The organism is Bradyrhizobium sp. Leo114, from assembly GCF_055229415.2.
Window position 1 is genome coordinate 18,423 of record NZ_JBUYEN020000033.1, and the last position, 14,663, is coordinate 33,085.

At 60.6% G+C, this 14,663-nt stretch carries 11 protein-coding genes; 9 read left to right on the forward strand and 2 right to left on the reverse strand.

Annotated elements, in window-relative coordinates:
* Positions 1–660: 660 nt before the first annotated feature.
* On the forward strand, positions 661–957 hold the full coding sequence (locus ACZIRK_RS31575; RefSeq protein WP_130224561.1) for an HU family DNA-binding protein: 297 nt from the start codon (positions 661–663) through the stop codon (positions 955–957).
* Between the two features lie 296 nt (positions 958–1,253).
* Here ACZIRK_RS31575 and ACZIRK_RS31580 read toward each other — a convergent pair whose 3' ends face one another.
* Positions 1,254–1,547, reverse strand: coding sequence for a hypothetical protein (locus tag ACZIRK_RS31580; protein WP_165435096.1), 294 nt, complete (start codon positions 1,545–1,547; stop codon positions 1,254–1,256).
* 470 nt (positions 1,548–2,017) lie between these two features.
* Between ACZIRK_RS31580 and ACZIRK_RS31585 the strand changes: the two genes are divergently transcribed.
* Positions 2,018–5,122 (forward strand): DEAD/DEAH box helicase, encoded by a 3,105-nt coding sequence (locus ACZIRK_RS31585; RefSeq protein WP_474418798.1) that lies wholly within the window; start codon positions 2,018–2,020, stop codon positions 5,120–5,122.
* A 768-nt stretch (positions 5,123–5,890) separates the two neighbouring features.
* On the opposite strand, the gene ACZIRK_RS31590 is transcribed toward ACZIRK_RS31585, so the two are convergent.
* Positions 5,891–6,574, reverse strand: a complete 684-nt coding sequence (locus ACZIRK_RS31590; RefSeq protein WP_474418799.1) for a GntR family transcriptional regulator — start codon at positions 6,572–6,574, stop codon at positions 5,891–5,893.
* A gap of 211 nt (positions 6,575–6,785) precedes the next feature.
* On the opposite strand from ACZIRK_RS31590, the gene ACZIRK_RS31595 reads away from it, so the two are divergent.
* The 7 genes from ACZIRK_RS31595 to ACZIRK_RS31625 are packed head-to-tail and all read left to right on the forward strand — an operon-like array spanning position 6,786 to position 14,658.
* Positions 6,786–8,444, forward strand: coding sequence for a M28 family peptidase (locus ACZIRK_RS31595; RefSeq protein ID WP_165435099.1), 1,659 nt, complete (start codon positions 6,786–6,788; stop codon positions 8,442–8,444).
* A 10-nt stretch (positions 8,445–8,454) separates the two neighbouring features.
* Positions 8,455–9,192 carry an aspartate/glutamate racemase family protein gene (locus ACZIRK_RS31600; protein ID WP_130224569.1) on the forward strand — a complete coding sequence of 246 codons (738 nt, stop codon included), beginning with the start codon at positions 8,455–8,457 and terminating at the stop codon, positions 9,190–9,192.
* Between the two features lie 31 nt (positions 9,193–9,223).
* Positions 9,224–10,816 carry an ABC transporter substrate-binding protein gene (locus ACZIRK_RS31605; RefSeq protein ID WP_130224571.1) on the forward strand — a complete coding sequence of 531 codons (1,593 nt, stop codon included), beginning with the start codon at positions 9,224–9,226 and terminating at the stop codon, positions 10,814–10,816.
* Positions 10,816–11,826 carry an ABC transporter permease gene (locus tag ACZIRK_RS31610; RefSeq protein WP_207230967.1) on the forward strand — a complete coding sequence of 337 codons (1,011 nt, stop codon included), beginning with the start codon at positions 10,816–10,818 and terminating at the stop codon, positions 11,824–11,826. Before ACZIRK_RS31605 ends, ACZIRK_RS31610 begins: the two co-directional genes overlap by 1 nt.
* Positions 11,827–11,837: 11 nt before the next feature.
* Entirely contained in the window at positions 11,838–12,677 is an 840-nt protein-coding gene (locus tag ACZIRK_RS31615) for an ABC transporter permease (protein WP_130224573.1), read from the forward strand.
* Positions 12,674–13,663, forward strand: a complete 990-nt coding sequence (locus ACZIRK_RS31620) for an ABC transporter ATP-binding protein (protein ID WP_130224575.1) — start codon at positions 12,674–12,676, stop codon at positions 13,661–13,663. The genes ACZIRK_RS31615 and ACZIRK_RS31620 overlap by 4 nt, the downstream gene beginning before the upstream one ends.
* Positions 13,660–14,658 (forward strand): ABC transporter ATP-binding protein, encoded by a 999-nt coding sequence (locus tag ACZIRK_RS31625; protein ID WP_474418800.1) that lies wholly within the window; start codon positions 13,660–13,662, stop codon positions 14,656–14,658. Before ACZIRK_RS31620 ends, ACZIRK_RS31625 begins: the two co-directional genes overlap by 4 nt.
* Positions 14,659–14,663 lie beyond the last annotated feature (5 nt).

The window sequence follows — 14,663 nt, forward strand, 5'->3', positions numbered from 1 at the left end:
TGCTTGGTTCACCGTTGTGTTTTCGACCGACCGAGAGCCCGTTTCGTGACGCGCTGGTGTCGTTGGTTCCTGCGCCGAAATCGGACGCAGATCCATACCCCGGGTCGATCCTATCGCAGGCGAGGGCAGCGGCATCCCCCCACACCTTTGTCTGGTCTCGACTGATGGATGCTGCTCTATCCGCAGCCGACGGCCGCGCCATGGATCTCCATGGACGTGATCGAGGATAGACAGTGTCGTCATAGGAGCTCCCGAACGAAACCTTCTGTGTGAATGACGCCGCCAGAGATACTTGGCCGCGTCCAAGCTTGTCCGAAACGGCAGGCTACATTCGCTTCTTGTGTCTCATATGGACATTGTCTCCGTGTGGGTCAATCTGCTGAATCCGGTACGCGATTGACCAACGGTGCCGACTGCAATCAGCGCCGGGTGCGTCTCCACGCCAACGACGGCTTCTGGTACAGGGTGCTGGGTAAAGAACACACGCCGGACTGCTCCTTGCGTTTTGGGCCCTGATAGGTTTTAAGCCCGGTGACTTCACGATCACAGGTGCGAACGAGAAGCGAACCGCGTGATTTGTCACCTTTTAATCGGAGTGACGTACCTTTGGTAGCTCATGCGCTTCAAAACCGTTCTGAGCCTCCACATAAGGAATCCATCATGGCCAAGATGACCAAGAATCAGTTGATTGATGCAATTGCAGAAGGAACGCAGGTTTCCAAAGGAGATGTAAAGGCCGTCATCGAGCAGATGGCGACTGTAGGCTATAAGGAATTGAATGAATGCGGCGAGTTCGTCATTCCCGGCTTCGTCAAGATGTCAGTCGTAAACAAGCCTGCTACTGAAGCCCGCAGCGGTGTAAATCCTTTTACGAAAGAGCCGATGGAGTTCGCGGCCAAGCCAGCCAGCAGGTCGGTCAAGGCGTCACCTCTGAAGGCGGCTAAAGACGCTGTTTGAAGCGGATGGGTTGGTTGAGGCCTGTTCGTTCGCCTGAACTGTGGGTAATTCCATCACACCGGAGGCCGCGCCTGCTTGCTGCTTCGAAGCATCTGCATTAGCGCAGGAGCGGACCACTGACCCGAGAAAGTGGCGTGGCCCATGGCCGAGCAGCTCGCAATTTTGCGCTTTCATCTAACCAGTTCGCCGCGATATATCGTCCGTCGGAGAGCATGGTGATGTTTCGAGGGCGGAAGAACAGATCTCGCGCACGTGATGCACGGCGGGGCGGGCAAGGGCACGAGCGCAATAAGAGTTCAGGCAGAGACATCCAGGCCGGGATTGCTGAGTTGAGAAGCATGCCGCGGGAAAAGCTCGCGGATCCGGTGTTCCTGCTTTCGATGGCGGCAAAGCAGCAAAGTGAGCGGATACGACGATCGATCAAGGAGCGCGCGGAGGCCGAGTTCGGGTTTGATCCGCCACATAACGGAGATATCGCTGACTATCTCGCGGAGGAAGCCGTCTCGATTTTGCGCCATCATGAGGCTGATGTGCCGACGCTCATCGATATCTTGTCTCAGAGATCGCCTGACGTCGACTTCACCGTTCATCAAGGGACGCCGTTTCTATGCTTGCCGCGATGATTCGGGAACAGCGGCTCGAAGGCATTCTGGAAGGTCTCAGGCTTGCTGGCCTCCTGAACGAGTCCTCAAAGAATCGTCATGCCGGTTTTGGTTCGTAGCGGCGAAGCGCTTGGAGGGGAACTTCGGCCTCGGCAGAGGGCGCGTGCGCGTTCGGAGCCTGTCATCGGAGCTCTCAGAACCTGCCGCTGAAGCCACGATCAAGCGGCCGATGATATCGTAAATGTGCGCCCGCGGCGAACGTCGAGTATGCAAGCGCCCTAGGCAACCTGCCGACATTCGGGCCGGCCTTATTGAAACTCCTCGCCATCGGCCTAAGCGGATTGCGAACCAGCAACAGGATCAAAGTGGGGCGTTCAAGCAAAGCGCGCGCGGAGAGTCGCGCAAAGAAACGAAGGACCCCTACGCGGACTGCGATCTCTTCTGCGTCCCCGCTCGGCATGATCGCTCTCCATCTGCTTGCGCAGTGGAGAAAGTCTGGCCGACATGGCATTGTCTTTCTTGCCGAGAACGAGAACAGGGCCGAGCGGCTGGGTGCCGTCATTCATGATCTCGATCCCTCGTGCGAGGTGCTTGTTTTCCCGCGGCTGAACACGCTGCCGTTCGATCAGTTGGAGCCGTCACACGAAATCGCCGGCAGACGGAGTTCGGTCTTGCGGCGCCTTGCCAGGCCCGAGAAGCCAATCATGCTCGTGTCCACGGCGGAGGCAGTGATGGAGCGCCTGCCGCCGACGGCGACCTGGTCTCGTTCAAGTCTCCATCTGAAGGTAGGCGCCACATTCTCCGAACGGGACCTCCGGTCGCGGCTTGAGGTTCTCGGATACGACCTCGATGATGAGGCGGAGTATCCTGGCAACGCGCTGTTCCACGGGAAGACTTTCGAGATATTTCCCGCTGGCGCGCTCGGTCCGTTCCGCGTGGAACATGCGGGCCAGGTGATTCGGCGGATTTCGTCCTTCAACCCGACAGAGCACGAGGTTGTTTTCGAAGCGAAGGAGCTCATCATCGATCCGATGTCGGAGCGCCTTGCGCTCGGGAGCAAACGCGGAAAGCGCGCGACCCTGATTGACTATTGTGGCCGGGCCACGTGGATTGCCGATGCGATGATTCCGGCGCACGCCGAGAGCTGGTTGAGCACGATCGAGGAGGCGGCCAGTCGCGCCGAGAGAGAGCGCGAATATCTTGGGAGGCGCGAATGGAATCAGGCGACCAAGCGCATGAAGGTGCTGTCCGGCAAGGCAGCTTTCATCCCCACACCGGACTTTTCGAAGGTCGCTTCACCCAGAAAGGCTCTTCGAGCATTCGTCGACGAGACGCGACGCGCCGGTTCGCGCTTGATGTTCGTGGCGGCGCAGGAAGAAGATCTGCGCGCCATGGAGCGGATGAGTGGGGTCAAGGCTGAGCGCTTTTCGAACTGGAATGAGGCGACGGCCGGACGCAATCGCGAGGCGGCAATTCTGGCCGATTTCGATGCGGGATTTGTCGAGGCTGGCCGGAAGCCCTTGGTCGTTGTGACGGCGTCCGATGTGCTCGGGAGCAGGGCCCATCATCCGCAGCCCATGGCCAGGGCCTGGAATGCCGCCTTCGACCGTGCGGATGTGCCGGAGCCGGGCACCGTGGTCGTTCATCTGCAGCGAGGACTGGCCTTGCTCGATGGATTGCAGACGGTAGCGATGGGAGGCATGTCGTCGCGCGAAATGATCCGGCTCGTGTTTGCAGGAGATAATGCCATTCTCGTTCCGCCCGCCGACCTGACCATGATCTGGCCCTACGCGTCGGAGCTCGGCGAGCTGACGCTGGACAAAGCCGACGGAAGTACATGGTGGGCTCGGCGCACCGAGGCGGAGCAGGAAATTCAAACCGCCGGAAAGCAGCTCGCCAGACATATCAGTCAGCGGCGCCGGCGGAGGGCGGCAAAATTCGTACCACCAGGCCCGTCTTACGAGAGGTTCGTCGCTCGTTTTCCCTATTTCACGACGGTCGACCAGGCGAAAGCCATTCGGGACGTCCTCGACGATCTGGCATCGGGGCACCCGATGGACCGGGTCATCTGCGGCGACGTCGGATTCGGCAAGACCGAGGTGGCGTTGCGAGCGGCGGCCGCAGTCGTACTGTCGGGGAGACAGGTGGCCATCGCGGTGCCGACAACTGTTTTGGCGAGACAGCATGTCGCGACGTTTCGCAAACGGTTTGCTCCGTTCGGTATTGAGGTGGGAAGCCTGTCGCGGGCCACATCAGGGCCGGAGACACGGCAGACGAAGGAGGGGCTAAAGAGCGGAAGGCTGAAGGTTGTGGTCGGAACGCAGGCTCTCGCCTCGAAGGATGTGAAGTTTGCCGACCTTGGTCTGGTTGTGATCGACGAGGAGCAGCATTTTGGTGCAGCAGAGAAGGCGAAGCTTTCAGAACTGGCCAAGGGGGTCCATACGCTTTGGATGAGCGCCACGCCGATCCCGAGGACGCTCGCGGCGGGTCTCGCGGGTTTCAGGGATCTCAGTGTCATTGCGTCGCCGCCCGCTCATCGCCTTCCGGTCCAGACAAAGATCGCTCCGCTTTCGGACGCTGCCATCGCCGCGGCCTTGTCGCGTGAACAAAGACGTCACGGGCAAAGCTTCTTGGTTTGTCCGCGCATCCAGGATCTCGATCCGATGCTGGCGCGAATTCAATCGCTGGCCCCGGATCTCCGCGTCGTTTGCCTTCATGGCAAGCTGCCCGTTGATGAAATAGACGACCGGATGATGAGTTTCGTTGAAGGCCGCGCAGACGTTCTGCTGGCGACCAACATCGTGGAAAGCGGTCTCGATATCCCGCGTGCGAACACGATCGTGGTCTGCTGGCCCGAGCGGTTCGGCCTCGCGCAACTCCATCAACTTAGGGGTAGGGTGGGACGCGGTGGCATACGCGCGTTTGCGTATCTGTTGACGGATTCAGACTCGGAGGGATCCAAGAAGCGGTTGGCCGTTCTGGAGGAGTTCAATAAGCCAGGCTCGGGCTTTGCGATCAGTGCGCGAGATTTAGATCTCAGAGGAGCAGGGGACCTGCTGTCCGAGCGGCAGTCGGGCCATGTGCAGGTCTTCGGTCCCGTGCTCTATAGCCATCTTCTGAAACTGGCCTCAGAGAAAGCCGACGCCACTGCCGCCGACCTGTGGGTGCCCGACCTGAATCTTCCGGTCGCGGATATGTTGCCGCCAGGCTTCGTGCAATCGGAGCCGGTCCGGCTGGAAATCTACGCCCGTGCGGCCAGGTGTCGAGGTCAGGACGAACTGGATGACTTGGAGGAAGAGACTCAGCGACGGTTCGGCAAATTGCCGCGGGCAGTCCGCGATTTCTTTGCTGCCGCAAGGCTCAGGATCGACTGCAGGCGACGCGGCATCGTTAGATTGGATGTCGGTCCGGAGGCAGTCGCCGCGACATTCCTGCCGGGACGGCTACGGAAGTCGAGAGCGCGATCGTTCCAACGCGACGGCGATAGGGTCGTCCACACCACCGAGCGCTGCGTCGGGCCGCTCGGCAAGGCGGAAGAGTTCCTGGACCTTCTGGACGAGTGAAGCCTGAAAAGCCGCAAAATGCGGCAGGCGATGAGCGCGAGCAACGCAACGACATCGTTGCCCATACTAAGCCGCCTCCGGGCGGCTTTTTCTTATTTGCTACCAAAGTTCCTTGCATTGCGCGCGAGCCGGCTTGGTAGCAACTCACTGCTCAAAACCGGTTACATGAAACCAATGTTCTTACCAAGTCGTGTTTTCCGCTGGGGGCCGCAACAAATTGAAAACAAATGGGGATTTGGCTGTGCCCCAAATGATGGATTGGGACAAGAGCTCCATTTTCTCAAGAGGTTAGGTGGCTGCCTGTGCACGACGTGTGTGCCGGGAGGTCAAGAAAAATGTTGTGGCTCTAGTGTGGACAGGCTTCGTGAAGGCGGCGGGATGGGTGTGCGGGGGGGGGGGGGGACGCGCACGACAAGAATTTCTCAAGTCAAGGAGCGATGCGCCAACGAGGGATACGTTGATCTCAGATGTCGGAGGTAGAGAGCATCGGCGGCTGCGGCGGGAAGGCAGCCGTTGGGCCCAACTTCTCGGCGGCATGCCAACTCCAGCGCGGGTCATAAGTTATGCCACCGCCGATTGCGATGAGATCCGCTGCGCCGCTGCCGAGAATTTCCTCTGCGTGCTGCCCGTCTTCGATCTCCCACCGCCATTCGTAGCAATATCGGCGTCTTTCGAATGGCAGGAGAAACGCACCTGATACCCGCGTCCTACGGCGATAGGATCAAGTTCGCAAACTATGTGGGCGATCAGGCTTGCAATTTGGAGACATTATTGATCGGCGGCGGTGGTGGCATCGAGATGTTTCAATGCTGCTTCTCCGGCGTTGCGTACGTAGACCATAAGGCTTTGTGCGGCGCCTTCGGCATCGCGCTGCTCAATTGCCTTCATGACTTCCGCGAGTTCGCGCGCACTTTGCTGCAGCCGACCGGGGAGGGAGATGGCGAAGACGCGTGAAACGCTGATTCGGGCGATGAGCTTTTGATGGATGTCGCTTATCAGCTCGTGATTGACGATCTTCATCATGTGCTCGCTGAACTGCCGGGTCGTGCTGACGATTGCCGCGACATCTTCCTGTTCGCGCACAACCTTCAGCTTCTCATAGATGCGACGTAGTGCGGCGATGTCTTCGGCGCCGGCTTCGAGTGCGAAACGGCGCACGACCGCCGCTTCCAAGAGCGCGCGCACCTCGTAGATTTCCTGCACCTGCTTGCGGCTCAACCGCGCCACGATCGGCCCGCGCCGAGGCTCCACTTCGATCAGTTGTTCGGCTTCGAGACGCCGCAGTACCTCTCGAATGGATGTGCGACTGACGCCCATGGCCTCGCACAGCTCTCGTTCGATCAAGCGCGCGCCAGGCGGGAAATGTCCCGTGATGATCGCATCCCGCAATCGCTCAAACGCCTGATCGCGCCGCAGCGGCGGGTGCTCGTCCAATCGCAGAACACTCGTCATGGTAACCGTTGCTCCTGTCATTTGACATGTTGTCATACAGCAGTTTATCGTACTAGAAGATAGAAAGTTGCGGAAATCCGACGAAACTGGAGGAATAATGTCCGATCCGGCTATTTCGAACGAGGTGTCTGCGGACCGGATCCGCCAGCACATTGAAAAGATTGTCCGTGAGATACCGCATCGGGCCGCCGGCAGCCCAAATGGCAAGCGAATGGCTGAGTACAGCCGCGATGTCATGAAGCAGAACGGACTTGCCGACACCGTCATCCATGAGCTCCCGGCAATCGTCTCTTTTCCCGAGCATTCGGAGTTTCGGGTCGAGGCTCCGACGGAGATTTCGATCCAGGCCAATACGCTCGGCCACAGCCTGAAGACGACCGAGGATGGTATCCGCGGCGAGATCATCGATGTCGGTGGTGGCGCATTTTCGGATTACGCCGGCAAGGATGCCCGCGGAAAAATCATTCTGACCGAGCTCTCATACTCGCCGGCGCGCCACGAAAAGCAAAGGATCGCAGGCATCAAGGGCGCGATCGGCGCTGTCATGATGAATTGGGGCAAGCCCGACAATGAGGCGGTCCCGTTCGGTTCGGTGAAGCCGGTATGGGGTAACCCGACACCGGAAAACGCCAAGACCGAAATGCCGACGATTCCCTGCATCGGCATTGCGCGCACCGCGGGACTGAAGCTGCGCGAAATGGCCAAGAAGGGCCCGGTAAGCGTCTGGTTCCGGACCCATGTCGAGAACGGCTGGCATCCTGTGCAGATTACGATCGCAAGAATGCCGGCTGCGTCGAACTCGCCGGAGAAGGACGACTTCGTGCTCGTCGGCGGCCATCAGGATAGTTGGCCTGGCGAAGCCGCGACCGACAATGCAGCCGGCAACGCCTGCAAGATGGAATTGGCGCGCGTGTTCATGCAGCATCGCGACAAGCTTCGTCGCGGCCTGACCTTCGGGTTCTGGACCGCGCACGAGACCGGCACCATGGCCGGGTCGGCGTGGTATGCCGACCGCAACTGGGACGATCTGCGGCGCCACTGCGTCGCTTACCTGCAGATCGACCAGCCCGCCTTCATCGGCACGACGGAATGGGCGACGCATTCGAACGCCGAGCTCAAGACGTTTCACTCCGAAATCGAAAAGCGGCTGCTCGACAAGAAGATCAAATGGAAGCGCTCGGTGAAGTCCGGGGACTCGAGCTTCTTCGGATTGGGCATTCCGATGTTCGCCGGCCAGGGCGCCTTTACCGACGCCGAACTGAAGGAGACCGCCAATGCCACGCTTGGCTGGTGGCACCATTCGATCGACAACCGGCTCGACAAGATGGACTGGACGCTGATGCAGGAACATATTCGTATGTACGCTGCATACCTCTGGGAGCTGACGACAGCGCCGGTGCTCCCTTTCCGCTTTACGCCGGTAGCCGAGCAGGTGATCGCGCGTCTGGAGGAATTCAAGGAGCCGGGCCGCGCGGTTGGTCTCGAAGGCGCGCAGGCCAGCGCGCGCAAGTTCGCCGAAGCCGCGGCCAGGATCGACGCGGCCGCAGCTGCAGAATCCGAGCGTTTCAGGAGCGGCAGCGGTTCGGAAGAGGCCGCGCTCTTGCTGAACGGCGCCATCAAGCGCCTGTCTCGCATTCTTGTGCCGCTACAATCGACGGCAATCGGCACCTATGGCCACGATCCCTATGGCTACACGCCGCAAACCACGATGATCCCGTGCCTGTATGATCTCGGCCAGCTATCCGGACTCTCCGATGGCGAACAGAGATGGATGCTCGAGACCAGACTCGTGCGTGCCCGCAATCGCGTCGCCGATGCGCTCGAAGATTCAACGGCCATCGTCAAAGACGCGCTCGCGCAATTGAGGTAGGGCCAGGCCAATGGCAAGCCGCCGTCGCATCGTTTATCAACTCGTCGCACCAATGGAAAAGGTGCTCGGTGAGGCCGAGATCGACAGGCGGCAGAACTATCTGCAGCGCCATGCCGGCGACGGCATCGAGATCAAGGTGCAGAGCGTTCCGTCAGGTTATCCCTCGATCGAAAGTGAGCGGGACGTGGTGACGGTGGCTCCGCATCTGCTGCGTGGAATGCAGAGGGCTGAGGCCGATGGCGCCAGCGCCGGCATCATAGGCTGCTTCTCGGATCCGGCGCTCGATGCTATTCGCGAGACCGTCAGGATGCCGGTCGTAGGGCCGGGCCAGTCAGCCATAGCGCTCGCCATACAACTCGGCGACCGCTACTCGATCCTGTCGCCGCTCGATCAGGGCGCCAAGCGCGCGATGCCGCGGCTCAGGGGGCAGGGGCTCACAGAACGGCTTGCCAGCATCCGTGGCGTTGGCGTTTCGGTTGTGGATCTGGCGCAGGGCGACAATGCGGCCTGGGATCGTATCATCGAAACGGGCCGCCGATGTATTGACGATGGCGCCGACGTTCTCGTGATGGGGTGCATGAGCATGGCCTTCATGGGCGTGGAGCGTCAATTGTCGGACCGGCTTTCGGTGCCGGTCGTCAGCCCGGTGCTCGCCGCCCTGAAGACGACGGAAACCCTGCTCGATCTCGATCTTTCGCATTCCCGCAGTGCCTGGCCTTCTCCGCCTGACAAGCCTTATCTCGCGTGACCACCGTAGCGACCGCAGATGGAGTATTCTCATGAAGCGCAGAACGTTCTTGATGGGCACCGGTGCCATCGTGACCGCAGCCATGACGGGCGCCGCCCGCGTTGCGCTGGCTGAACGCAGCCCCGACGAACTCATCTGGGCCGACAATCTTCCCGGCAGTCTCGATCCTCATGCGTTGTCGGATGTGCCCATGCAGGGCTACATGATCAACGTCTATGATACGCTCTATGTGAACAAGGGAAATCCGCCGAAGCTGGAGCCGTGGCTGGCAACTGGTCACACGGTCAGCGATGACGGACTGACCGTCACCTTCAAGCTGCATGAGGGTGTCAAATTCCACGACGGCAGCCCACTTACGTCAGAGGACGTGGTGTGGTCATTCCGCCGTCTGCTCACCATCAAGAAAGGACCGGCCTCGGCATTCCTGGCCGTGCTGCGCGTGGACGGCATCTCCGCACCCGATCCGACAACGGTGGTGTTCAAGCTCAAGGAACCTTATGCGCCGTTCCTGTCTGCGACCCCGCTGGTTGCGATTCTCAACCGAAAATTGGTTGAGGCCAAGGTCAAGGATAATGATTGGGGGCAAGCCTGGCTCGCGTCGAACTCGGCCGGCTCCGGCTGCTACATTCTCGATTCCAGCACCTATCAACCGGTGCAGCAAATCGATTTGCAGCGCAATCGCGACCAGTTCGTGGGCTGGAGTCATAACAAGGCGCCGATCGAGATCGTGCGCCGCCGCAACATTCTGGAAACGACGACCCGCGTCAACGCATTGATCAAGGGCGATGTGGACTGCACCGACAGCTACCTGCCGCCCGATCAGGTCAATCGCGTGCAGACCTCGACAACCGCGACAGTTTCGAAGGACCAGAGCATGCGGGTGATGGTGCTCCGCATGAACAACAAGAAAGCGCCGTTCGACAATCTGAATTTCCGTCTCGCGGTGAGTCATGCCTTCAACTACACGGGCTTCATCGATGGCGTGCTCAAGGGATATGCGGTTCGCAACGCCGGCCCGATTCCGGTCAATCTGTGGGGCGCTCCGAAGGATTTGACGCCTTACGAATTCAATCTCGACAAGGCCAAGGATTTCCTCGCCAAAGCCAAGGCCGAGGGCGCTCCGGTGGATCGGGAAATCGAGATCCAGATCCAGCAGCACCTGGCGCAAACCACGCAAGCCGCCCAGATTCTCCAGCAGGGACTGCGCAAAATAGGCGTCAATCTCAAGATCGTTGCCAATCTTTGGCCGCAGCTTGTTTCTTCGACGGCAAAGGCGGAAACCACACCTGACATGTGGGCGCATTGGGTTTCGTCCTATTTCATCGATCCGGAGAACTGGATCGGCCAGATGTATGACAGCCAGTTCCACGGCACTTGGAAGGCCTCCTGCTGGTACAAGAACGACAAGGTCGACGGTCTTCTGCGCGAGGCGCGCCGGCTCCAGGATCAGAGCAAGCGGCAGGCGCTTTATGAGGAAGCCTCCCGCATCGTTGTGGCGGATGCCGCCGACATCTGGATTTACAACGCAGTCGAGTTGCGCGGCTTGAGCAAGCGCGTGCAAGGCTTCCAGTTCAGTCCGATTGGATCGGGTGCCGATTTCCGCAACATGTCGCTGACGAGCTGATGATCCGTTTCGTCCTGCACCGTCTGCTGTTGACGATACCGGCGCTCCTTGGGCTGCTCGTGCTCACTTTCATCATGTTGCGCGTGCTGCCGAACGATCCTTCGGCGGCACTCGCAGGTGAAAATGCAACGCCAGCCCAGATCGCCGCCGTACGTAAGGCCTATGGTTTCGATGAGCCGATCTGGAAGCAGTTCGTCATTTATGCCGGGCAGGTCGGAAGGGGCGATTTCGGCAACTCCATCATCTCCAACCGGCCTGTGCTGCGGGACATCGCCGAGCGTCTGCCAGCTACGCTAGAGCTGACGTTCGTTTCCCTGCTGTTCGCGGCATGCGTCGGCATTCCCCTCGGGACCATGGCGGCGGTCTGGTACAACTCGTTCTTCGACCACGCCGTGCGCGTGGCGACCGTAGCGGGGCTTGCGATCGCATCGTTCTGGTTCGCGATCATCCTGCAGATGATATTCGCCATGGAGCTGGACTGGCTGCCGCTGCGCGGACGCTTCCCGGTCGGACTAGCTCCGCCCGCCCATATCACCGGACTTTACCTGGTCGACAGCCTGCTGACGCTGAGATTCGACCTGTTCCACCAGGCCTTCGTCCACATCCTGATGCCGGCGTTTACGATGTCGCTGGCCGGCTTGGCCTCGATAGCGCGGTTCACACGCGCAGGCGTGCTCGAAACGATGCAAAAGGAGTTCGTGCATTATGCCGAAGCCGCCGGCTATGCGAGGTCGCGCATCATCTGGGTGTATGTATTGCGTAACTCCGTCGTGGGGGCGACGACGCAGATCGGTCTGCTGTTCGGCGGGCTGATCGCCAGCGCGGTGGCCGTGGAATCGATTTTTGACTGGCCCGGTGTCGGTTCATATGCCGTGAGTGCGATCCTGACATCCGACTACAAGGCCGTTCTCGCCGTCACCCTCGTCGTCGGCTTGATCTATTCCCTGGTCAATATCCTGGTGGATGTCGTGCACGCCTGGCTCGATCCTCGCGTCGCTGAAAAGCTCTGAGGGCGGCTACAGTGCTGATCCTGAAGAAATTCCTGCGAGATGTTCCGGCTGTCCTTGGGCTATGCATCATTCTCATGGTGTGCGCGATCGCGATCATTTCACCGCTCGTTGTGCCCGATCTCGATAGTGTCTATGACGGCGATCTCATTTCGCGGCTACAGCCGCCTTCGGCCGAGTTCTGGTTCGGCACCGATGCGCTGGGGCGCGACGTATTCGCCCGGGTGATCATGGGATCGCGCGGCGCGCTCGAAGTGGCATTGACCGTTGTTGCGCTCGCGATCGGCATCGGTGTGCCAGCCGGCCTTTACGCTGGCTACACGGACGGCTGGGGCGGCCAGTTCGTCATGCGATTGACGGATGTGTTTCTGGCCGTACCCCAACTCATCCTGGCGCTGGCTGTCGCACAACTGATGGGGCGCGGGCTCGGCAGCGCCATGGCGGCACTGGCGTTGACCTACTGGCCGTTCTTCTGCCGTACCGTCTACGGTGAGGTCAGGCGCCTGCGAAATGCACTGTTCATCGAAGCGCAACAGGGCCTCGGCGCTTCGACGTCGCGTATCCTGTTTGTGCATGTGCTGCCCAACGTGGTCTCGGCAGTCATTGTGCGCGCAACCATCGGGATGGGCTTCACCATCATGACCACGGCGGTTCTGGGTTTCCTCGGAATTGGCGCGACGCCGCCCAATCCCGATTGGGGCCTGGCCATTGCAGAAGGACGGGAATATCTGCCGCAGTCGTGGTGGGGCGTGACATTTCCGGGACTCGCCATTTTGATCACGGTGCTTGGGTTCAATCTGTTCGGGGACGGGTTGCGCGACCTCGTGGATCCACGGCTGAGGCGCTCGCGATGAGGCAGAATGCACCCGGGCCACTGCTCGAAATCCGCAACCTTTCGCTGTCGGTCGACACCGATGAGGGACAGGCACGGATCCTCGATAGCGCAAATCTGGCGCTGATGCCTGGCTCCATCCACGGTGTCGTCGGAGAGTCCGGTTGCGGAAAATCGACGCTGATGCGCGCGGTTCTCGGAATCCTGCCCAAGCGCGGGCGTGTTACGGAAGGAAAGATCGTGCTGGGCGGGCGCGATCTGCTGTCGCTGTCGCCGGCTATCCTTCAGCGCGAGGTCCGGGGCGGACAAATCGGATTCATTCCTCAGGATCCTTATCAGGCGTTCAATCCTGTCTTCCGCGTCGGCACGCAACTGCTCGAAACGTTCCGGGCGAGACCGCGCGCCGATCGGCGTGACGGTGGCAGGGCAAACATCATCTCGTTGCTGAAAGCCGTGCAGCTTCCGGATCCCGAAGGGGCGCTCGATCGCTATCCGCATCAGTTCTCGGGAGGTCAGCGCCAGAGACTCTTGATCGCTGCTGCGCTTGCTTCATCGCCCGCCATTATCCTTGCCGACGAGCCGACCACTGCGCTCGACGTGACGACGCAACTGCAGATCCTGAAACTGCTGCGCGGGCTTGCCGAAGAACGCGGACTTTCCATGTTGTTCGTCACGCACGATTTCGGCGTAGTGGCCCAGCTTTGCGACACGGTGACGGTCATGTATGCGGGGCAGACGGTCGAGTCCGGACCGGTCTCGCAGATACTCGCCACGCCGCTGCACCCGTACACGCGCATGCTGCTTGCATGTCACCCCGATCGCGGCGCCGCGCTCGCGGGCATTCCCGGATCGGTTTCCTCGCCATTGCGCCCGCCGTCCGGGTGCCGGTTCCATCCGCGCTGCCCGAGCGCAAAGGGTGAGTGTAGCAAGGTCATTCCAAGGCGCACAGAACAAGCAGAAAACCAGGACGTTCAATGCGTCCTGTATGGCGCGGAGGCGGCGGCATGACCGACGCTCGTGCGCTACTGGAAGTGGAAGAGGTCGTCACCCGCTACGGCGGTGGCAAGAAATTTCTCGGAAAACCTCGGCCACTGGTCCAGGCGGTCGATGGCGTAAGTCTTTCGCTCAAGGCCGGTCAAGCGCTCGGATTAGTCGGTGAATCAGGCTGCGGAAAGACGACGCTCGCCAAGACCATACTCGGACTCGTCCGCGAGTCGTCGGGAACGGTTCGGCTCGACGGCAAAATCGTGTCAGGCCTGTCCGCTCAGGAAGCGCGGGCCGCGCGCGCAACGATCCAGTACGTGCACCAGGATCCCGGCGCCGCGCTTGACCCGTGGTGGAGCATCGGACATGCGCTCGACGAGGCGCTGCGCATCCATGGCGTAACCGATCGAGGCGAACGCAGGCAGCGCGTCGACGAAATGCTCGAGGCGGTCGGGCTCGACTCGACCTTCCGGACTCGTTATCCGCACGAGCTTTCCGGCGGACAGCAGCGTCGGGTGGGGCTCGCCCGCATCCTGGTGCTTAAACCGAATATCGTCATCCTGGACGAGCCAACATCGGGACTGGATCTTTCGGTTCAGGCGACGGTGCTCGGCGTGCTCGATGGGCTGCGCAAGCGGCTTGGGCTCACTTATCTGTTCGTCAGCCACGATCTCTCGGTCGTGAAGCGCATGTGCGAGCAGGTCGCGATCATGTATCTCGGCCGCATTGTCGAGATGGGGGCGACCGACGAAATATTCGCCCGACCGCGGCATCCTTATACGCAGGCGCTGCTGGCGGCGGTCCCAAGGCTCGAACCGGGATCGCTGCATGATACGCCGGCCCTCCCAGGAGAGCCGCCTTCGGCTTCAACGGCGCGGAGCGGTTGCGCCTTCCGGATGCGGTGTTCGTTCGCGGCCCCGAACTGTTCGCAGGCGCGGCCGCCACTGATTTCCATGGGCAACCAACACATGGCGGCATGTGTGCGGCTGAACGAGATCGAAGCTGCTGCAGGGAACTAAGAGAG

What these genes read in the sequence shown, in the direction of transcription:
- ACZIRK_RS31595 (WP_165435099.1), top strand. Translation starts at nt 6,786, where the DNA reads ATGGCTGAGTACAGCCGCGATGTCATGAAGCAGAACGGACTTGCCGAC.
- ACZIRK_RS31585 (WP_474418798.1), top strand. Translation starts at nt 2,018, where the DNA reads ATGATCGCTCTCCATCTGCTTGCGCAGTGGAGAAAGTCTGGCCGACAT.
- ACZIRK_RS31590 (WP_474418799.1), bottom strand. Translation starts at nt 6,574, where the DNA reads ATGACGAGTGTTCTGCGATTGGACGAGCACCCGCCGCTGCGGCGCGAT.
- ACZIRK_RS31580 (WP_165435096.1), bottom strand. Translation starts at nt 1,547, where the DNA reads ATGAACGGTGAAGTCGACGTCAGGCGATCTCTGAGACAAGATATCGAT.
- ACZIRK_RS31610 (WP_207230967.1), top strand. Translation starts at nt 10,816, where the DNA reads ATGATCCGTTTCGTCCTGCACCGTCTGCTGTTGACGATACCGGCGCTC.
- ACZIRK_RS31575 (WP_130224561.1), top strand. Translation starts at nt 661, where the DNA reads ATGGCCAAGATGACCAAGAATCAGTTGATTGATGCAATTGCAGAAGGA.
- ACZIRK_RS31605 (WP_130224571.1), top strand. Translation starts at nt 9,224, where the DNA reads ATGAAGCGCAGAACGTTCTTGATGGGCACCGGTGCCATCGTGACCGCA.
- ACZIRK_RS31625 (WP_474418800.1), top strand. Translation starts at nt 13,660, where the DNA reads ATGACCGACGCTCGTGCGCTACTGGAAGTGGAAGAGGTCGTCACCCGC.
- ACZIRK_RS31620 (WP_130224575.1), top strand. Translation starts at nt 12,674, where the DNA reads ATGAGGCAGAATGCACCCGGGCCACTGCTCGAAATCCGCAACCTTTCG.
- ACZIRK_RS31600 (WP_130224569.1), top strand. Translation starts at nt 8,455, where the DNA reads ATGGCAAGCCGCCGTCGCATCGTTTATCAACTCGTCGCACCAATGGAA.